Source organism: Gemella sp. 27098_8_92, from assembly GCF_041433685.1.
Classification (GTDB): Bacteria; Bacillota; Bacilli; order Staphylococcales; family Gemellaceae; genus Gemella.
In genome coordinates this window covers 78468-98804 of the sequence record NZ_JAPWBZ010000004.1, presented here as the reverse complement: position 1 = coordinate 98804, position 20337 = coordinate 78468, and the positions used below count along the sequence as shown (strand labels likewise).

The 20337-nt window shown below is 31.0% G+C and carries 18 protein-coding genes; 17 read left to right on the top strand and 1 reads right to left on the bottom strand.

Annotation, left to right across the window (positions count from 1 at the left end; translation table 11 throughout):
• The first annotated feature begins 41 nt into the window (after positions 1 to 41).
• From O3802_RS03960 to pyk, 6 genes are all read left to right on the top strand, one after another.
• Positions 42 to 452 carry a hypothetical protein gene (locus O3802_RS03960; protein WP_371458383.1) on the top strand — a complete coding sequence of 137 codons (411 nt, stop codon included), beginning with the start codon at positions 42 to 44 and terminating at the stop codon, positions 450 to 452.
• 2 nt (positions 453 to 454) lie between these two features.
• Entirely contained in the window at positions 455 to 1183 is a 729-nt protein-coding gene (yaaA, locus tag O3802_RS03955; RefSeq protein ID WP_371458382.1) for a peroxide stress protein YaaA, read from the top strand.
• Positions 1184 to 1237: 54 nt separating this feature from the next.
• A complete protein-coding gene (locus O3802_RS03950) occupies positions 1238 to 1822 on the top strand; it encodes a flavin reductase family protein (RefSeq protein WP_371458381.1) in 585 nt (194 codons plus the stop codon).
• Positions 1823 to 1903: 81 nt separating this feature from the next.
• Entirely contained in the window at positions 1904 to 5182 is a 3279-nt protein-coding gene (locus O3802_RS03945) for a DNA polymerase III subunit alpha (protein ID WP_371458380.1), read from the top strand.
• 123 nt (positions 5183 to 5305) lie between these two features.
• Positions 5306 to 6268 (top strand): 6-phosphofructokinase, encoded by a 963-nt coding sequence (gene pfkA, locus O3802_RS03940; RefSeq protein ID WP_371458379.1) that lies wholly within the window; start codon positions 5306 to 5308, stop codon positions 6266 to 6268.
• 122 nt (positions 6269 to 6390) lie between these two features.
• Complete coding sequence (gene pyk, locus O3802_RS03935; RefSeq protein ID WP_281665488.1) at positions 6391 to 7836, top strand: pyruvate kinase; 1446 nt, start codon at positions 6391 to 6393, stop codon at positions 7834 to 7836.
• 633 nt (positions 7837 to 8469) lie between these two features.
• Here pyk and O3802_RS03930 read toward each other — a convergent pair.
• Positions 8470 to 9468 (bottom strand): D-2-hydroxyacid dehydrogenase, encoded by a 999-nt coding sequence (locus tag O3802_RS03930; protein ID WP_371458378.1) that lies wholly within the window; start codon positions 9466 to 9468, stop codon positions 8470 to 8472.
• Positions 9469 to 10009: 541 nt separating this feature from the next.
• Here O3802_RS03930 and O3802_RS03925 point away from each other — a divergent pair.
• From O3802_RS03925 to O3802_RS03875, 11 genes are all read left to right on the top strand, one after another.
• Positions 10010 to 10285, top strand: coding sequence for an autorepressor SdpR family transcription factor (locus O3802_RS03925; protein ID WP_371458377.1), 276 nt, complete (start codon positions 10010 to 10012; stop codon positions 10283 to 10285).
• Positions 10269 to 10892, top strand: coding sequence for a DUF1648 domain-containing protein (locus O3802_RS03920; RefSeq protein WP_371458376.1), 624 nt, complete (start codon positions 10269 to 10271; stop codon positions 10890 to 10892). The genes O3802_RS03925 and O3802_RS03920 overlap by 17 nt, the downstream gene beginning before the upstream one ends.
• Positions 10893 to 11085: 193 nt before the next feature.
• Positions 11086 to 13407, top strand: a complete 2322-nt coding sequence (locus tag O3802_RS03915; RefSeq protein ID WP_371458375.1) for an ABC transporter ATP-binding protein/permease — start codon at positions 11086 to 11088, stop codon at positions 13405 to 13407.
• Positions 13408 to 13674: 267 nt separating this feature from the next.
• Positions 13675 to 14709, top strand: coding sequence for a YdcF family protein (locus O3802_RS03910; RefSeq protein ID WP_371458374.1), 1035 nt, complete (start codon positions 13675 to 13677; stop codon positions 14707 to 14709).
• Between the two features lie 144 nt (positions 14710 to 14853).
• The gene (tadA, locus tag O3802_RS03905; protein WP_371458373.1) at positions 14854 to 15315 is read left to right on the top strand and encodes a tRNA adenosine(34) deaminase TadA; all 462 of its coding nucleotides are present in this window, start codon (positions 14854 to 14856) and stop codon (positions 15313 to 15315) included.
• A 273-nt stretch (positions 15316 to 15588) separates the two neighbouring features.
• Positions 15589 to 16422 (top strand): methyltransferase domain-containing protein, encoded by an 834-nt coding sequence (locus tag O3802_RS03900; RefSeq protein WP_371458372.1) that lies wholly within the window; start codon positions 15589 to 15591, stop codon positions 16420 to 16422.
• 17 nt (positions 16423 to 16439) lie between these two features.
• Positions 16440 to 16721 (top strand): hypothetical protein, encoded by a 282-nt coding sequence (locus O3802_RS03895; protein ID WP_276684761.1) that lies wholly within the window; start codon positions 16440 to 16442, stop codon positions 16719 to 16721.
• Between the two features lie 204 nt (positions 16722 to 16925).
• On the top strand, positions 16926 to 17849 hold the full coding sequence (locus tag O3802_RS03890; protein ID WP_371458460.1) for a competence protein CoiA: 924 nt from the start codon (positions 16926 to 16928) through the stop codon (positions 17847 to 17849).
• A 12-nt stretch (positions 17850 to 17861) separates the two neighbouring features.
• Positions 17862 to 18752: a DNA-processing protein DprA gene (gene dprA / locus O3802_RS03885; protein WP_371458371.1), complete on the top strand. Its 891-nt coding sequence runs from the start codon at positions 17862 to 17864 to the stop codon at positions 18750 to 18752.
• A gap of 26 nt (positions 18753 to 18778) precedes the next feature.
• Entirely contained in the window at positions 18779 to 19453 is a 675-nt protein-coding gene (locus O3802_RS03880; RefSeq protein ID WP_371458370.1) for a hypothetical protein, read from the top strand.
• Between the two features lie 214 nt (positions 19454 to 19667).
• Positions 19668 to 20282, top strand: coding sequence for a nitroreductase family protein (locus O3802_RS03875; RefSeq protein ID WP_371458369.1), 615 nt, complete (start codon positions 19668 to 19670; stop codon positions 20280 to 20282).
• The last annotated feature ends 55 nt before the right edge of the window (positions 20283 to 20337 follow it).

The window sequence follows — 20337 nt, the reverse complement described above, 5'->3', positions numbered from 1 at the left end:
ATATAAAGTTTGATTGAATCGAGAAAATACAAGGAGAAAAAATGAATTCTTTACACACATCATTGGCTAAGTTATTAGCGAAGTTAGAAAATAAACAAGTTTTAACAAAAAGTAGTGCGAATATAGGAAAGTTCAAAGTAGAAGAATTGGCAAGTTATATTCGTGATCTTTTCATAAAGGAATATCCGGAAATAGAAATAAGAAGACTATTAGAAAAAGTACATTATGCCAATACCTATGAGGATAAAGTGTTAAAAGAAATTGCGTTTTTAGTTGATGAAATTAGCGAATATATGTTTAAATTAGAAGTAGCTAATCGCGATTTTGTAGTAGGATATTTTAACACACTTATTATTGATCCAAAGATTGAACCAACAGAATATAATTTTGTTTTGATGGAAGTTGATAGCCTAATTGAAAATAGTTTTGTTGAAGTGCCTGAAGAGGAATAAAGATGAAAATTTTAATACCGACAGCGAAAGAATTAAATAAAAAAGCACAAGAAGTACCCGAAGAGCTTTTAGGTGAGAAAACAAAAAATATTATTGACGAATTTGCTGATAAAAAGCCAGAAGAACTTGCTAAAATATACAAAATAAAAGAAGAGAAAGCTCAGGAAGAATATGTGCGTTGGCAAAATTTAGCAAACTACAGCACAAAATCTTATAAAGCATTAGAGCTTTTTAATGGTTTAATGTATCGAAATATTAGTCGTGATAACTTTACTGAGGAAGATGCAGAGTATACAAAGAAAAATGTGTACATCACAACTGCTCTTTACGGGGTTATAAATGCCTATGAGGCAATTCATGAACATCGTCTTGATTTTCTACAAAATGTAAAAATTAAAGAGAGTTCTTTAAAAAATTTTTGGCGCGAAGATTATGACAAAAATGTAAAAAATGATAAGATTATTATTTCTTTATTGTCAAGTGAATTTGAGGAAGTTTTTTCAAAAACTATACGCGATAAATTTATTAAGATTACTTTTATGGAAGAAAAAAATGGAGATTTAAAAATACATTCGACTATCTCTAAAAAGGCACGTGGTAAATTTTTGAGTGAGGCAATAAAAAGAAAGATTACTAATATAAGAGAATTAGAAACTATAAAATTTGATGGTTTTGAGTACAAGTCTGAGCTTTCGACTGAGAACAATTTGGTATTTGTAGCTAAAAGATAAAAGCACAGATAAGGAGAATTTAAATAAAAAGATAGGAGTAGGGGAAAAGATTTAATGAAACAAGAAATAGATACGAAGAAGCTTTACTATGGTTTTCCAGTTATTTTAATTGGCTATAAGGATTCTAAATGGCGTTATAATGTAACGACATCAAGCTCATCATATACATTAGGTGATATGATAACTATTGGAATTGGAACTAATAGTAATGCAGAGAAAAATATAAAAAAATATAAAGAATTTACGGTTAATATACCTTGTCAGGAAATTTTGAATAAGGTGGAAATTGCAGGTTTCCATCCAGGACAAAATAAAATAGGAATGGCAGATATAACGTATGATCCTGGAAAATATGTTGATGCGCCAATATTAGATGAATGTATTTTATCTATTGAGTGCAAAGTTGAACATATAGTTGAATATGGAGGATATACTAACTTTGTTGCTAGTATCAAGCGCCGTGTAGTGGAAGAAAGTGTTATTGATGAAGAAGGTAAACTAAAAGGAGTAGAGTTTAATCCTATTTACTTCGTTGGGGACGAGCATCAAAGAGTATATCGATATTTTAATGATGAAAGTAGGAATTTAGGAGATAACATTGGTTGTTCATCGGAAGATGATGGGCCGACATGCGGTTAATCATAAGTAATCTGCTAATTTAGTTAAGGTTTAACTTATGATGCTAGAGCATAATAATTTTTAGAAGAAAGGAGGATTTTTATGGCTTATTATAATTTACAAGTTCATAGTGCATACGATTTACTCAATAGTACGATAAAGTACAAAGAATTGTTTGAGAAGCTAAAGAGCGACAATCAAGATTCGGTAGTAATAGTCGATCCTAATATGTACGGAGCGATAAAGGCTTATAAAGAAGCTAAAAAGACTGAAACAAGTTTAATTTCGGGATTAGAAGTTAAGTTGGGATATGGTATTAGTTTTTTAACCTTTAATATTTTATGTAAAAATGAAAGAATGTTCCATAAATTATTTGAGTTATCAACTCGCTTTTTGAACGAGGAAGAGTTATCGTTAGAAGTTTTTTTAGCGGAGATGAAAGATTTTAAGGATGATTTTGTTCTTATTGTTACTAGTGAATTAAGAGACAGTATAGAATTTAGTTATCTTCAAGAACAGTTAATCGGATATGATTTTTACTTTGGGTTTAATGAGAAATATAATTATAGTATTTATACATATTATGATAATATCGTTTATACTAAACCAAGTTATTATTTAAATAAAGACCACTATCAACAAGTAGTTGTAGCGCGGGCTATAAGAGATAATACTAAGTTGAATATAAGAGAATTAACGACAACTATTGGAGATCATTTTGTACGTAGCGTACAAGATTTTTCTTTACTTTTAGAGTCAGATAATGAAGAATATACTTTTATACTTCAAAAATCTCTAGATAATCAGCAAAAAATAATAGATAAATGTTATTATGAATTGGAATTTTCAGGTTATCATCTTCCTAAATATATTTATGGAGAGCATGAAGATGTTTTTGCAAAAATGTCTGCTAAGGACTATCTTCGATACTTAGTTCAAAAAGGAGCTAAGGAAAAGCTTGTCGGAAAAGATTATTATGCATATAAAAAGCGTTATGAGTATGAGCTTAAGATTATCGATGATATGGGCTTTAATGACTATTTCTTAATCGTTTATGATTTTGTTAAATATGCAAAGGATAATGGGATTTTAGTTGGAGCAGGACGTGGTAGTGCAGCGGGAAGTTTGGTTTGTTATTTACTAAATATTACCGAAGCTGATCCACTTCAGTATAACTTGCTTTTCGAACGTTTCTTAAACAAAGAGCGTATTTCTATGCCGGATATCGATATTGACTTCCAGGATACGCGTCGTGATGAAGTGATAAAATATGTGGAAGGAAAATACGGAGAAGATAAAGTTGCACAAATTATTACCTTTACAACATTTCAATCAAAGAGTGCTGCTAGAGAAACGGCAAGGATACTCCAGTTTAATGAAGAGGATTTGAAATTTATCAGCAGTAATGTAAGTTCTACAAGAACATTAACCGAATGCTACGAAGTATCAGAAAATCTTAGAAATTTTGTTAATAAAAGTGATTTGAATAAGCGTTGGTTCTCTATTGCGTTAAGTCTTGAAGAATTGCCGAAAAATCCTTCGGTTCACGCAGCGGGTATAGTAATAAGTGATGATAAACCTTTGATTAAACATACGCCATTGGCTGCTTCAAATGTAACAAAATATTTAACACAGTGGACTATGGATGATGTTGAAAGTGTTGGACTTTTGAAGATAGACTTTTTAGGAATTCGTTACTTAACGATGGTTTCAAATATAGTTGACCAGATTAAAAAAGATAATCCTAATTTTGATATAACGAAGATTAATTATGCTGATCAAAAAGTATATAATTTATTTACGCAAGGAAGAACGGAAGGTATTTTCCAGTTTGAATCAAGCGGGATGAAGGAAAAACTTCGTTTGCTTCGCCCGACAGAATTCAATGATATAGTTGCGATGAATGCTCTTTATCGTCCGGGGCCTATGGCGCAGATAGAGACGTATGTTCGAAGAAAACATGGTGAAGAAAAAGTTGTTTATCCGCATCCTCATTTGGAAAAAATATTAAGGGATACTTATGGGGTTATTGTTTATCAAGAGCAAATTATGCTTATTGCGGTAAACTTCGCTCATATGTCACTGAATGAAGCTGATAATATGCGTAGAGCGGTGAGTAAAAAGAAAAAAGAAGATTTGGAATATTACGGACGAATTTTCATTGAGAAAAGTGTAGCTGCGGGATATGACCTTAATATCGCTAAGAAACTTTTTGACTTGATAGTAACATTTGCTAATTACGGATTTAACAAGAGTCACGCAGTTGTTTATAGTATGCTTGCTTATCGTTTGGCATACTTAAAAGTTTATTATACAAAGTATTTCATGACAGCTCTTCTAAATAACGTAATTAGTAGTGAGAAGAAAATTAATGAGTATAAACAAGAATTGAATAATCTAGGGATTACCTTGGCTAAGCCAGATGTCAACGTTAGTTTAAGTGATTTTAGTGTTTATAAGCAGGATATTGTTTTTGCATTAACGGCGATAAAAAATGTTGGTTATCGCAGTAGTTATGAGATTGTTCAAGATCGACTTAATTTCGGGAAATATCAAGATATAGATGATTTCCTAAAACGTATGAATAAAAAAGTTGACTACCAAGCAGCGCAGTCATTAGTTAAGGCTGGAGCATTGGATACTTTTGGTTACAATCGTGCAACACTTATGAAAAAAGTTAAAGATTACTATGAAGATGACCGTAAGTATATAAATAATGTAAGAGTAGCCTTATCAGCAGAATCAGGCTTAACTTTGAAGGTTGAGGAGATAGAAGATTATCCGATTGCTGAAAAAATTCAAATGGAAAAAGAAGTAACTGGTACATATTTCTTGAAGCATCCAGTTCAAATAGAAAAAGAAAAATATGCTTATTTACCTCTTCGATATATTGGGCGAGATGTAAGTGATAGTTATGTTGAAGTTATTACGAAAAAAGAGATAAAAACAAAAAAAGGTGAGTATATGGCCTTTTTAACAGTTAATGATGGAAAAAATGACTATGATGTTACGGTGTTCCCTAGTGTATATAAATATGCGAGTGGTTTTATTAAGGTTGGAGAATTTTCTGTTATGACTTTGAAAAAGCAAATTCGCAACAATCGAGAACAATATATTTTAGAGAAGATAGCGAGCTTAAAAAATTATAATGATTACTGCTTAAATAATATAAAAATAATTTACATTATAGAAAGTAAAGATGTTTTGGAATTATTACAAGAACATAAGGTAGAAGATTCTGGTGTAGAAGTGGTATTATTCCAAAATAATAATACAGATAAGGCGCGTAAATTCTACATAGAAAATGAACAATTATTTGTTCATAAATTTTTGAATAAATTCCCTGGAAAACGCATTAAAATAGAATATTCAAAGAAATAAGAAAAAAAGAAAACAAAAAACGCACAATACAATTTTTTCACTAGAAAAAAAGTATAAAATATGATATTGTTGATAAGTAAATTTAAAAATATTAATAATTAAATTGAAAGAAGGTAAAACTAAATGAAAAAAATCGCAGTTTTGACAAGTGGTGGAGATGCACCGGGAATGAACGCAGCGGTACGTGCGGTTGTAAGAACAGCAATCTATAATGGTTTAGAAGTTTACGGAGTATATCAAGGATACAAAGGTCTAGTAGAAAATAATATTAAAAAATTAGAAGTTGGAGATGTAGGTAACATTATTAACCGTGGTGGGACAATGCTTTATTCAGCGCGTCTACCGGAGTTTGCTGATCCAGAAGTAAGAAAGGTTGCCATTAAAAACTTAGAAGCATTAGGTATCGATGGTTTAGTGGTAATCGGTGGTGATGGGTCATACCGTGGGGCGATGGCTTTAAGTAATGAGATGAACATCAAGACAGTAGGTGTTCCAGGAACAATCGACAATGATATTTGTTGTACGGATTACACAATAGGATTTGATACAGCGCTTAATACAATTGTAGATGCAATAGACAAAGTTCGTGATACTGCATCAAGTCATGAGCGTGCGTTTATTATCGAGGTAATGGGGCGTAATGCAGGAGACTTAGCGTTATATGCTGGTATTGCTGGAGGAAGTGAGAGCCTTCTTATTCCAGAGAAAAAAGAAGATCTTGAAGAAGTAGTTTCTCGTATTAAAGCAGGAGAAAGCCGTGGTAAAAAACACTCAATTATTGTTCTTGCAGAAGGAGTAATGGGTGGCCAAGAATTAGCCGATAAACTTCAAGAACTTACTGGTGAAAAAGTTCGTGCGACTATTTTAGGGCATATTCAACGTGGAGGAACACCATCAGCACAAGACAGAGTACTAGCATCACGCTTTGGAAACTATGCAGTTCAACTTTTATTAGCGGGTGAGTCTGGACGTGCTGTAGGTATTCAAAACAATAAACTTGTAAGTACTAAGTTCCAAGACGTATTTAGTGATGTTCATAATGTTGATTTATCAATGTATGATGTATCAAAACAACTTTCAATCTAAGTGTTTTTACGAAAACATTTTCTTTGCATGAAAACGTTGATATTTCAAGAAAAAATTTGAAAATAGAATGAAAATAAGTTAAAATAATAGGGTAAAGATAAAACTAAGAGGTAAATTAAACTATGATACAGAAAAAAACTAAAATAATTTGTACAATTGGACCTAAGTCAGAATCAAAAGAAAAACTTACGGAAATGGTTGAGTTAGGGATGAATGTTTGTCGCCTTAACTTCTCACATGGAGACTATTCTGAACATGGTGCACGTATTCAAACGATTAAAGAAGTAAGAGAAGAAACTGGAACAAATCTAGCGATTTTATTAGATACTAAAGGGCCAGAAATTAGAACACACAACATGGAAAATGATGCGATTATGTTAGAAACAGGTAACGATGTTATCGTATCTATGACAGAAGTATTAGGAACTCCTGAAAAATTCTCTATTACTTATGGAGAATTAGTACATGATGTAAAAGCTGGAGATACTATCCTTCTTGATGATGGATTAATTGGACTAACAGTTAACTCTGTTGATTCTGAAGCGGGATTAATCTATACTACTGTTCAAAATGGTGGAGTGCTTAAAAATAAAAAAGGGGTTAATGTTCCAGGTGTTTCTACTAAATTACCAGGTATTACTCCAAAAGATGAAGAAGATATTCGTTTCGGATGTAAACAAGATATTGACTTTGTTGCTGCGTCATTCGTCCGTACTAAAGAAAATGTGTTAGAAGTTCGCCGTATTCTTAAAGAAGAAGGATGTGAACATGTTCAAATCGTTCCTAAAATCGAATGTCAAGAAGCTATCGATAATATTGATGAAATCATCGAAGTATCAGATGGTATTATGATTGCTCGTGGAGACCTTGGGGTAGAAGTTCCAGCAGAAGAAGTACCAATTATGCAAAAATCTATTATTGCTAAATGTAATGCAGCAGGTAAATTTGTAATTACGGCTACTCAAATGTTAGACTCAATGCAAAAAAATCCACGTCCAACACGTGCTGAGGTATCAGACGTAGCGAATGCAATTTATGATGGAACTGATGCAATCATGTTATCAGGAGAGTCAGCAGCAGGAGCTTATCCAATTGAATCAGTTCGTACAATGGCAACTATAGCTAAACGTACAGAAGAAATGCAAGATTACTCTCGTATTCTTAAAGACCGTTCAAGAAAAATTGTATCAAAAGATATTACAAATGCGATTGGGGTATCAGTTGGGTACACTGCATTAAATTTAGATTTACACACTATTGTAACTTATACTGAGTCAGGCCAAACAGCAAGATTAATTTCTAAATACCGTCCTAATGCTGCTATTTTAGCAGTAACTCCAAGTGAAAAAGTAGCTCGTGGGTTAAGTCTAGTTTGGGGTGTAGATGCTAAAGTATCAGCACAAGTAACTTCAACTGACGAAATGTTAGACACGGCAAAAGAAATTGCTGAAACTTCAGGGTATGCTAAAAAAGGTGATGCTATCGTGATCACTGGTGGTATTCCGGTAAATACTTCAAGAAGTAATGTAGGATCTACTAACTTCTTAAAAGTTTCAGTAGTAGACTAATAAAAAAGGAAAAGGCTAGAAGCTCATTTGAGTTTTTAGCCTTTTAAAATAAGAAAAAGTAGCCTTGAGGGCTACTTTTTCGTTATGTGGCACAAAATAAAATTAGGGTAAATTCTTATTTTGTACTCTAAAACTTGAATGTTTTAGTATTAAATTAAAAGTTTTATTAAAAATTTAGCAACTATAATATAGTTATAAAAAGGTTGCTAAAAATTACAGTTATGTGAGCAATCCAAAGGATTGCATGAGAAGTATAGGTTCCCCTAACTACCTATTAACCCATATAATAATTATCATTATATGATATTAGAGGATTATCCCGATAATACCGTATTTCAGTAGTAATTAATATTAGAGTGTAACAAACAGTGTAATTAAAAGAAATAAAGATAGTATTAATTATACTAAAATATTTTAATGATAAAATTACCACAATAACTGGCTACATTATAATTGTATCAGAATGTTGAATATTGTCAAATGATAGCTGAAAAATAATCTATATTTTGTGAAATATTTTAATAAAATAGTGGAATAGCTGGGAAAAGAGTATTTATATAAAATGTATAAGTAAAGGTAATCATAAAAAATGGAATGGCTTTGAGCACATTCCATTTTTGGTGTTTTTATTAATTATCTATTTACAATATTAGGTGAATCACCAGTAGATATTACTTCGGTTGCCGCATTTAATGCGCCTTCTACAAGGTTTTTAACCGCTGTTTCTGTGTAAAAGGCGGTATGAGGAGTATAAATAATATCATCTCTAACTATTAATTCTTGCATTAATTTGTCATCAAACTCTTTGTTTGAGAAATCCTTAGGTACATAGTTTCCTTCATTTTCATATACATCAAGGCTGGCTCCTAATAGTTTTCCACTATCTAAGGCACGGATAACAGCTTTAGTATCAACAAGAATACCGCGAGCGGCGTTAGCAAAGATAGCACCATCTTTCATTTTGCTGAAGAATTCATCATTTACCATATGAGTATATTCTTTAGTGGCAGGTACATGAATAGTAACTACATCAGATTGGGCTAATAGCTCATCGATGCTATCTACATACTCAAGTACTTCGCGAGCAGCATCTGATGGATATAAATCATATCCAATAACACGGCAACCTAAACCTTTGAATAATGTTGCTGATTGGCGTCCGATATTCCCTGTACCAAGGACGCCGACAGTAAGTGTTCTAAGCTCTCTTGAAATAATATTTTTATTCCAAGTAAAATTGTGCTTCTCTACATTGTTAAGAATTTTTTTAATATTTCTACTAATGTATAAAACTGTTGTAACTACGTGTTCTGCAATTGCATTAGGAGAGTAGCGTGGAACATTTGTCATGCTTATTCCTAATTCACGCATATATCTTATGTCATAGATATCAAACCCAGCCATTCTGTTTGCTATTACTTTAACACCTTGTTTTTTAGCGTAGTCATAAACTTCTTTTGCGAATGGTCTATTTTGGAACATGACGATACCTTGTTTACCGTCGATTAAATGTTTTGTTTCTAATTGCAACTCCCCCTCGTGCAAATCAACTTCTACATCTGGATGTTCTTTTAACCAAGCATCAACAAATGGTCTTTCATCTTCTCTTAAATTGAATAGTGCTAATTTCATAATGTAAACTCCTTTTAATTTTATATTCTAGATGAATATTAGATTAGAATATTGTAATAAATAGATAATTATAAGTATCTAATATTCAGCTAGCACACAATTTGCTCAAAAAGTGTAACACGTTGAAATGTCTCATTACACCCTTTATTTTAACAGAAAAATATACGGTGTCAATATACTTAAAATTATAATACAGAGAATATATTTAACAAATAGAGTACTCTAGGAATGCTTATATAAAATATACTAGATGAAAATAATCTAATGAAAACTTAATATTTCTTAATTGAATATTAAGGTGAATTATGCTGGATAATAAAGATAACTTACAACTACATAAATATAATTTTATTAAATTAAGATGTAATTATAGAAATTAGATTATTGTTAACACAGTTGTGGATATGTATTATAAAATACTTTTGAGAACTATTTAGAAAAACATCTAAATAGTTCTTGACTTAACATGAAAATAGATATACAATCTATTTAGAAGGATATCTAAATAGATAGGTGACATAAAAGAGGTGGTATACATGGGATGAGTGAGACTTTAAAAGCTATATCAGATCCTATTAGAAGAAATATATTAGAATTACTAAAAGAAGAAAAGAAAAGTGCAGGAGATATTGCAGCAGAATTTCATTTAACAGGGGCAACAGTATCTTATCATTTATCTCAGTTAAAAAAAGCGGGATTAATTATGGAGAGTAAATATAAAAACTATATTTACTATGAACTTAACGCTTCTGTTTTTGAAGAAGTGCTAATGTGGATATATGAATTAGGAGGACAAAAAAATGAAAAAAGTAGATAGAAAAATGTTACTATTTGGATTTTTATTATGTTTATTGCCGATATTGGTAGGATTTTATTATTATGATTTACTACCTGATAAAATAGCGACACACTTCAACGTCCATAATCAACCTGATGATTTTGTTTCAAAAACCTGGGGTATTATTGGAATACCTCTTGGAATGGGGGTATTATTCGTAATTTTATCCGCTATTTTAGATATCAAAGAAGAGGCCAAAAAAGGTGTGACTATGATTAAGGTTACGATTCCTATTTTAAGTATTGTGGTACAAGGGGGAGTAATTTATTATGCTCTTGATAATAATTTTGATATAGGAAAACTAACATTATTTACTATAGGAATAATTCTAATGGTTCTGGGAAATTATCTACCCAAAAAAGAATATTGGGGTAAATATAATTTTAATCTTTGTGGCTTAGAAGAAGGTTTGAATGAGCAAAAATTTATCCGTATATATTCAAGGTTTATAGTTATAGGCGGAGGGTTGATTTTTGTTAGTGCATTTTTAGATAATCGTATTGGATTGACTCTAGTTATAGTATTTGCCATTCTATCAGGGATTTTGCCGTTTTATTTAGCTAAAAAGTATAGAATTAAAGATTAGGGAGAAATTTTTCATTTTTTAGAAGGTAGTAATAAAAGAGGAGATACAAAAAATGCTCCACTAAAGATTATGCTAAAAGAATAATTTTATATACTTTAAAGATATAAAATATCAAGTTAACATAAAGTTTTAAGTAAATATTATGTAGTTTTACTATACTAGGAATGTTGTATAAAATAGGAAGGGGAACGGAATGTTACAATTAAAAAATATTATTAAAAAATATAAAACTGGCGGCAATGACGTTGAGGTACTAAAGTCGGTTAATATTAGCTTTCGTGAGAGTGAGTTTGTTTCAATCTTAGGTGCTAGCGGTAGTGGTAAGACTACGTTATTAAATATTATTGGGGGTTTGGATAAATATTCTTCTGGAGACATGCTTCTTCTGGGGCGTTCTACAAAGGAGTTTAAAGATCGTGATTGGGATAGTTATCGCAATGGGACTATCGGTTTTGTTTTTCAAAGTTATAATTTGATTTCTCATCTAAGTGTTCTTGAGAATGTTAAATTAGCATTATCGATATCAGGGGAATCGAATAAAGAAAATTACGCAAAGGCGAAAAAAGTGCTAGAAGATGTTGGTTTAGGTGATCACATTAATAAAAAACCAAATCAACTTTCTGGTGGACAGATGCAAAGGGTAGCGATTGCGCGTGCTTTGGTGACGGAACCAAAAATTATTCTAGCTGATGAACCGACAGGAGCGCTTGATAGTAAAACAAGTGTTCAAATAATGGAACTTATTAAAGAAATAAGTAAAGAAAAATTAGTGATTATGGTTACACATAACCCAGAATTAGCTAAAACATATAGTGATAGAATCGTCCGTTTAAGAGATGGAGAAATTATTGAAGATACAAATCCATTTGTAGAGGAAACTTCTAATAGTGATTATAGTCTTAAAAAGACAGCGATGGCATTTAGTAGTGCGATAAAATCGAGTTTTAAAAACTTGCTTACGAAAAAATTTCGTACATTGATGACGATTATTGCAAGTAGTATAGGAATTATAAGTATAGGGTTAGTACTTGCTATTTCGTCGGGGATGGATAAATATATCCAAACTATGCAAAATGAAAACTTATCAAATATGCCAATTATGATTAACGCAAATCAGATTAATTTTGGTTTAAGTACAGAAGATGATAGTTCTGAACAAGATGCTAAAGGTAATGAGTTGGTTCCTAAATCACGTCGTGATGTTCATAGAAACTTATATACTGCTGATGCGCTAGGGACTGGTGAAACCTTTATCAACTACATTCAAAATAATGCTAAAGATTACTATTCATCTATTGATTTCGTTAAAGGGTATCAAGTTATGGCTCTTAAGAAGAATGCTAAAGGCGATGTGAGTGCGGTAAAAGGTGATCAAAAATCTTTTCGAGGAGAGAGTATTTTTGGAGTGCTACCAGAAGATAAAAATATGATTTTGAAACAATATGAAGTTGTGAAATCTTCTGAAAGTAACTTTGAGTATCCTAAAGGTAACGAATTAGTGTTATTCACAGCGTACAATAATGAAATAGACAAAGATACGCTAAGAGCATTAGGGTTTGACGGAAATAGTAAAGTTAAGTATGACGATATTTTAGGAAAAGAATTTAGTATAGTTGATAATAATAGCTACTATAAAAAGATAGCGGATAGATTTATTCCGGTAGAAACAGATGATAAAATGTATGATTCAGGGACAAAAGTAAAAGTAGTTGCAATATTAAAAGCTAAAGATAATGTAACAAATCCGAATTTTACTTTAGGATATACACGTGAACTACAAAAAACAATACTAGATAAAGAAGTTAAGTCGGATATTGTAGTTGCTCAACAAGCAGACAAAACTAAAAATATCATAACAGGTGAAAAAATGGATGCAGATACTGCAGAGCAGGTATTAGCTACACTAGGAGCAGATGTTGCACCAAGTTCAATTAATATTTATCCGAAAACATTTGCCGATCGTGATAAAATTGCAGAAGTAATTAATGACTTTAATAAAAAAGTTTCTGAGAAGTATGGAGCTAATAGCGCTGATTACCACAAATACAGTATTACTTATGCTGATATGGCAAAACAAATGACATCAATTATGTCTCAAATGATAAATACAATTTCATTAATTTTAACTGCGTTTGCGGGTATCTCACTAATCGTATCATCAATTATGATTGGTATTCTTACGTATGTATCTGTAGTTGAAAGAACAAAAGAGATTGGTATTTTACGAGCAATAGGGGCGCGCAAGAAAGATATTACTCGTATCTTTATTGCAGAGGCAGGACTTATAGGATTTGCTTCGGGAGCGATAGGAGTTCTAGTTGCAATGGGGTTAGCGATACCTATTAGTAGCTCAATCGCAAATGCCCTTAAAATAGAGAGTTTCAGTGCGAATCTAGATGTAAAAGCAATAGTAGGATTAATCCTACTAAGTTTAGTATTAACGCTTATCGCAAGCATTATCCCATCAAGAATGGCTGCGAAAAAAGATCCAGTAGAAGCTCTAAGAACAGAATAAAATAAAATTTTTGTGATAGAACTTCAGTAATAAGAAAAGTATACAATATATAATATGAAATGTACCCTAAAAGTTAATTGAGGAAAAGTCTAACTTTTAGGGTACTCTTTATAGATACAAGGACTAAGGTATAAAGTTAGGATTTAAGAAATAATATAAAGTAAAGATGCTTTCGAAAAAAATTGACAGCATATTATTATCCCCGTATAATAATATACTGTATTATAAATTAACCAATTTTTAACGGATTGGGGAGAGGAGGTTTGGATGTCGGTAGAATTAGGAGTTTTTATTGTTTTTGTTTTTTGGCTTTTTATATTTTTATTTGTTTTGTATAAGGACAGACGAAACTTATTTTTGGGGATAAGTTTTCTTGCAACAATGCTTTTTCTAGCGTTATATTTAATCTTTATTGTGGTGAAATATGCTAATGACTATTCAATTGTTTACTATATAGGTGTACTTGGTTTAATAGGTATATTGTTTATTATAATGGTTTTGCCACTTGGAGTAGCGTTAATGTTTTTTTACAATTCTTTTATGATTGTTAGGCGTGAAGGATTAAAACTTAGAAATCTTTTGAGTCTTGGAACAATAATTTTACTTATAGGGTATGTCGTGTGGTGGCCTAGTGTAGGGCGCTACACATATGAAAGTAGAATCTTAAATGGTGTTTACATCTATATCACTTTAGTAATATTGTATTTTATCTGTATAGGAGTATCTTATTTGGCAGCGAGTACACTAAATATTATAAATTTACTTCCAAGGAAACTTGATTATGTTGTTGTTCTTGGGGCGGGACTAATAGGAGAGCGTGTAACGCCATTGCTTGCTAGTCGTATAAGAACGGGGATAAAGGTTTATGGTAAGCATCCAGGTAGTAAACTTATTATGTCTGGAGGTCAAGGAGTTGATGAAGTAGTATCTGAGGCTTTTGCCATGAAAAATTATGCGTTTGAGCAAGGAGTCCCTGAGGAAGATATAATCATGGAAGATAAGTCGACTAATACAGAAGAAAATATTAAATTTTCAAAAAGACTTATGAAAGATGCTAACTCGCGCTTTGCCTTGGTTACTAATTATTATCATGTTTATAGAGCGTTAATTCTTGCGAAAACTTTAGGTTTTAGATGTATTGGTTATGGAGCACCAACAAAATTCTATTTTACTCTTAATGCGTTTATTCGTGAATTTATAGGGTATTTATATTTAAAAAGAAAGATACATGGTATTGTAATAACTATTTTAACGATATTATTTGTATTAGTTATTACTGTTATTGAAATATTATCGAGTTAATTTTGGTGGGGAACCAAGCCTAAAATAATAAAAGAAATATAAAATTCTGAAACTAGAAATAGTTTTGGAATTTTTTTATGTTTATAGTATAATGAGATAAAGATTAGAAGCTAGTGCATAATGAGATAAGTGAGGATAAGAATTTTGAAAGATCATAATTATTATATGGAGATGGCGTTGGAAGAAGCGCGGTGTGCCTATCAAAAAGGAGAAGTACCTATAGGAGCGGTTTTAGTTATAGATGATGAGGTAGTAGCGAAGGCTCATAATACCCGAGAAGCTAGTCAACAAGCATTAAATCATGCGGAGATGTTGGTTATAAAAGAGGCGTGCAAGAAAATAGGTTTTTGGAGATTGGATAATAGTTATCTTTATACGACAGTAGAGCCCTGCGTCATGTGTAGCGGAGCGATTATCCAAGCTCGAGTAGAAAATGTGATATACGGTGCGGCTGATGTTAAATATGGTTGTTGTGGCAGTTGTATTGATTTAGTTGCGAATAATAAATTTAACCATCAAGCACATATAATTTCAGGAGTATTAGAAGAAGAGTGCGCAGCACTTATGAAAAATTTCTTTAGGGAACTACGTGATAGGAAAAAATAAATAATATTTTTTCAGATGTATTCCTTAAAAGATTATAATTATAAAATAATAAAAAATAGTAATAAATAAATATAATAACGATAAATTTATTCTTAAATAAACTTATCGTTGTTTTTAATTTAAAGTCTATTAAAGTAAAGAAAATTAGATAATAAAGATAAAATATATTGTAAAACTAAAAAAACAAAAAATTATATCTTTATTCTATATTTTCACTATCTTTATTTTAAGAAATTTGATACAATGAGAGTAGAAAGTAAAAGAGGAATTTTGATGAAAATAGAGAATGTTATAAAGAAATTTAAAGACGAAGACATTTACCTTTGTCCGAAGTGTTTAAAGCAATCTAATATACAAAATATAAGTCTAGTTTGTGAAAATAATCATCAATATGATTTTTCGAAAAAGGGTTATATTCATCTTATAAATAATTATAAAGCGACAAAATATAGTATGGAATTATTTGAAGCCCGAAGTGTGATTTTTAAGGGGGAGTTTTACAAAGAGGTATTTCTTGAGTTAGGAAAACTTGTAGAAAAATATTCTAAGGATGTTTTAATAGATGCTGGATGTGGTGAAGGATATTATATTAGGCAACTAAAAGAGATATTTCCTGAGAAATATTTTTTCGGACTTGATAATAGCAAGGCGGCGATAGAGCTTGCGGTAAAAGAGGATAAATTAAATCCGTATATGTTAGCGAATATTGAACCACTACCTTTTCAAGATAATAGCGTGTCGTGTATTTTAAATATTCTTACACCTGCTAATTATAATGAGTTTTTTAGGGTGTTAGATGAAGAAGGGTATTTAATCAAAATAATACCTAATACGGATTATTTAAGAGAAATTCGAGAGTTAATGGGAGTAAAGGAATATAAAAATACTGAAACGGTAAATCTTATTAAAGAAAACTGCACCATAATAGAGCGTGTTAGGGTAAATAAAACGTACGAACTGGATGAGTATTTGGCGGAGAATTTTTTAAAGATGACACCATTAACATTTTCTAAAGATGTATCAAAAGAAGATATAAAAAAATTAAAGAAAATAACTATAGATTTAGAGATTTTAGTTTGTAAAAAATATAATGGACATTTTTATTAACAAAGGGGGAATTTTTTATGAATACTAAAGATTATGATCGAGTTGTTGAAGTGAAAAAATATGTAAAAAAATCATGGCCTACGAATTGTCTTGATTTTGCGTTAAGAGAAGGGGATATGTATCTTATGAGAGAGGCTAGTATTCGTCAGACGAATTATTACCTTTGCGAAAAAGATGGGAAAACGTATCTAATAGATAGTGATAAACACAAGGATGAAATAGATTGGGTAAATCTAGCTAAGTTCGTCGAAGTAGAAATAGATGATTCTGTGTACAGAAGATATAGAGTATTGAAGTAAATTGACAATTAAATAATTTCTGATGTAAAAGCGTGTAATGGCTCTAGAAGAAATAGTCTAGAGATTTAAAGGAGAAAAATCATGTACGTAGCATACGATAGTAAAGATGAAGTTTGGAACGCCTTAGATGACAAGATAGAAAAAGAAAGAGAGTATCATTGCCCAATCTGTGGAGGAAAGGTTATTTTTAAATAAGGCAAAAAAATTCAGTCTCATTTTGCTCATGCTAAAAATTGCTCATGCCAATATGAAACGTATAAAAAAGAGAGTAAGGAGCATTTAGAGACGAAAAGAGATCTTTACGAGCATTTTATGAAAAAATATCGCAATGTAGAAGTGGAACATATTTTTAAAGTAGGTGAAAATACTATCCAAATAGCAGATGTATTTATAAAGGATAAGAATGTCGCTTTTGAATATCAGCGCTCCGTAATACCTTATGAAGCGATAAAAGAACGTACAAAAGGTTATGAAAAAGCAGGATTGCGTCTGATTTGGTTAATAGATACAAATAAGTTTGTAAAAACACTTAAAACATATGACGGTATAAGTTATATACGCTATGCACCGTTTGTGGATACTTTTCTAAATTATTATCAAGGGAAGATATTTTTCTACGGTTGGGATAATCTCAATAAAAAGTTTGAATTCTATCAAATTTGGGCACATAATCTTAAAAAAAGAAATGCTATTTGTATAAAGACCAGCTTTGATATTGATGAATTTGATATACCTTTAGATTTAAAGTTACTTGATAAAGATTTGACATCTAAATTGTATCCTGAAGATATTGAAAATTACGTATATGAACAGATTAAATATGATAAAACTGTAAAAAATAAAATTCTAAGTATGTTTTATAATCAGCATATAGAGTTAAATAATATTCCGAATGTTATCGGGATAAATATGCTTGAACAAATACTTATAAAAACACCGCTTATCTATTGGCAAGGGATGATGTATAAATTTTTTAAAGAAGGAAAAACTTATCCTGAACTTATACGCATAATGAGTAATATTATTGAGTTTAAAGATAATATTTATATAAACAATACTCAACAAGGAGAGATTTTCTTGAAAGTATTTAAACAATACTATAGAGAATTAGTAGAGAAAGCGAATTAAGGGGAATATATTATGGAAGAGTCTTGTGGGAAACTATCAGATATAGAAAAAAAGATACTATTGTCGTTATTAGCGATAGAAAAAGTTACTACTTTGAAAATACATAAAATACTTAAAGACTTAGGCTGTATAGAAAAATTCTCGGAGTTGTCCTTAGAGGGGTTTAGGGTCTATTTTGGAGATAATGCAGAAGAAGTCTATGAGAAATTTAATAATAATATGAAATTTGATTTCGATAGTTACTTTGATTTCTATAATGTGAAATGTATCTTTTGTGATGATGTTTATTATCCGCAAGATTTTTTCAGACTACATGACTATCCATTTGTTATTTTTTATAGAGGAAACAAAGATTTATTATTATTTAAAAGAAAAATGTCAGTTGTGGGCAGTAGAAATAATACGTCATATTCAGATACTGCATTAAAAATTATTGTGCCACATTTGATAGATAATAATTTTGTTATAGTTAGTGGCTTGGCATCGGGAGTTGATAGTTTGGCTCATCAAGCAGCCATAGAAAGCAAGGGATACACAATAGGGGTAATAGCTCAAGGGCATAATATTGTTTATCCTGAACAAAGTAGAGAGTTATACAGACAATTAGAGGCTAATCATCTTATAATATCGGAGTATTTTCCGACTTCTCCGATAAGGAAATACAAATTTTTGGAAAGAAATAGGCTTGTAGCAGGGCTTTCAAAAGCACTTTTGGTAACAGAAGCGGCACAAAGAAGTGGTACGCAACGAACGATAGATTTTGCTTTAGACTTAGGAAATTCTGTATTTTGTTTACCGGGAAGGTTTGGTGATAAGATGAGTTGGTCGATGAATGAATATATAAAAGAGGGGGCGATACTAGTTAATAAATTAGAGGATTTTGGTAGTGAGTTAGGATTTTAGTAAAAATATTTGAGAGGATGATTCAAATGACAGATATTTTATTTATTAATCCACTAGGTTGGGATAATATTATCTGGGCGAGAGTCACAGAGCAAATTCCAAACAAAACCTTTGATTTTATTGAATTTACAGAAGAGAGTTTTAAATCTATATCAAAAAAAGAAATTGAACAGGTTCTATTGAATAAAATGACAAGAGTAAAAAGAGGGGGCTATATAGTAGCGGCTTCTTATGGTACGGTTGTTTTGCTTAATGGGTTGGAAATTTTTAGTGAATACCTTGATGGGGTTAATCTTATTGTCATCGAGGGGCTAGAACCTATACCTCCGAAACCAGTTTTAAAAACATATTTTGAACCAGAGATAAAGTTTACTAGTAAAGAAGAATATTTATCAAAGACACTTAGTGAAAAAGAAATGCAAGACGGTTTTTTGGTTGAGCTACTTTTAAGGAAGCTCAAAAAAGAGGGTAGTAAATATGTTATGAAACCAGGGATAAAAATAGAGTATGATTATTTATCTTTATACGTTGGAATAAATAATTTGGAGTTGCTAAAAAAATGTAGATTGATTTTCCATAAAATTACTATATTTTCATATTTCAAATTAGTAGCTGCAAATTATATACAAATAGAGGAGGGTGATCACCTGCTAATGGTGACAAAACCGCAGATGATTTTAAGGATTTTATTAGGGAATTAGAAAATTATGTTAAAGAAAGTAGATAGAAAGATTTTTCCGAGAAGAGTTATTAAAAGAAAGGAATATATACTTCTTGAGAAATATAAGGAAATATAGTAAAAGGTAGTTAATTAATAAGATTAGCTACTTTTTTATTGAAAGTCTTTTTATTTGATAGTAGTTCTCAAATATAGTAAAATTATTGAGCTAATAACTTATACAAGGAGATAATTTAATGGTAGAGTTTTTTGATGTAATTAGAAATAGAAGATCGGTAAAATACTTTGATAGTAGTATAAAAATAGAGCGTGAAGAAATTTTAGAAATGTTAGATCAGGCTAATATCTCTCCATCATCGTGCAATTTTCAACTGTGGAGATATATTGTAGTCGACACACCTGAGGGAAAAGAAAAGTTAGCTAATGCAAATTATAATCTAACGCAAAATGAAACTTCAGCGGCGATGATTATAGTTTTAGGGGATTTAAACTATTTTGATAAATTCGATACTATATATAATGAAGAAGTGAGCCAAGGTCATATGACTGAGGAAATAAAAGATTCGTTTAAACAAGGTATGGGGAAAATGGTTGAAAGTTTACCGCAAGACGTAAAAAGAGAATTAGTTTACTTTGATTGTGGAGTTTGGACAATACAATTTTCTAATATCGCCCACGCTAAAGGATATGATACTAATATTATTGGTGGATTTAAAAGGGATAAAGTTTCAGAATTATTTGATTTAGACGAAAACTTAATGCCGGTAATGTTAATCGCTCTAGGTAAAAAAGAAAGAGATGGACGTCCATCAACTCGTATGAGCGCCAAAGATTTGGTAAGATTTGAATAATATAAAAGTTGCTTAATAATGCTGTATTGGTAAGAAGATTGTACTTCTGTACAGA

Excerpts from the sequence above, each read along its gene's own strand:
- O3802_RS03945 (WP_371458380.1), top strand. The coding sequence starts at position 1,904 with ATGGCTTATTATAATTTACAAGTTCATAGTGCATACGATTTACTCAAT.
- O3802_RS03880 (WP_371458370.1), top strand. The coding sequence starts at position 18,779 with ATGACAGATATTTTATTTATTAATCCACTAGGTTGGGATAATATTATC.
- O3802_RS03875 (WP_371458369.1), top strand. The coding sequence starts at position 19,668 with ATGGTAGAGTTTTTTGATGTAATTAGAAATAGAAGATCGGTAAAATAC.
- O3802_RS03950 (WP_371458381.1), top strand. The coding sequence starts at position 1,238 with ATGAAACAAGAAATAGATACGAAGAAGCTTTACTATGGTTTTCCAGTT.
- O3802_RS03910 (WP_371458374.1), top strand. The coding sequence starts at position 13,675 with ATGTCGGTAGAATTAGGAGTTTTTATTGTTTTTGTTTTTTGGCTTTTT.
- O3802_RS03895 (WP_276684761.1), top strand. The coding sequence starts at position 16,440 with ATGAATACTAAAGATTATGATCGAGTTGTTGAAGTGAAAAAATATGTA.
- O3802_RS03925 (WP_371458377.1), top strand. The coding sequence starts at position 10,010 with ATGAGTGAGACTTTAAAAGCTATATCAGATCCTATTAGAAGAAATATA.
- O3802_RS03900 (WP_371458372.1), top strand. The coding sequence starts at position 15,589 with ATGAAAATAGAGAATGTTATAAAGAAATTTAAAGACGAAGACATTTAC.
- O3802_RS03960 (WP_371458383.1), top strand. The coding sequence starts at position 42 with ATGAATTCTTTACACACATCATTGGCTAAGTTATTAGCGAAGTTAGAA.
- O3802_RS03930 (WP_371458378.1), bottom strand. The coding sequence starts at position 9,468 with ATGAAATTAGCACTATTCAATTTAAGAGAAGATGAAAGACCATTTGTT.
- dprA (WP_371458371.1), top strand. The coding sequence starts at position 17,862 with ATGGAAGAGTCTTGTGGGAAACTATCAGATATAGAAAAAAAGATACTA.
- pyk (WP_281665488.1), top strand. The coding sequence starts at position 6,391 with ATGATACAGAAAAAAACTAAAATAATTTGTACAATTGGACCTAAGTCA.
- yaaA (WP_371458382.1), top strand. The coding sequence starts at position 455 with ATGAAAATTTTAATACCGACAGCGAAAGAATTAAATAAAAAAGCACAA.
- pfkA (WP_371458379.1), top strand. The coding sequence starts at position 5,306 with ATGAAAAAAATCGCAGTTTTGACAAGTGGTGGAGATGCACCGGGAATG.
- O3802_RS03915 (WP_371458375.1), top strand. The coding sequence starts at position 11,086 with ATGTTACAATTAAAAAATATTATTAAAAAATATAAAACTGGCGGCAAT.
- O3802_RS03920 (WP_371458376.1), top strand. The coding sequence starts at position 10,269 with ATGAAAAAAGTAGATAGAAAAATGTTACTATTTGGATTTTTATTATGT.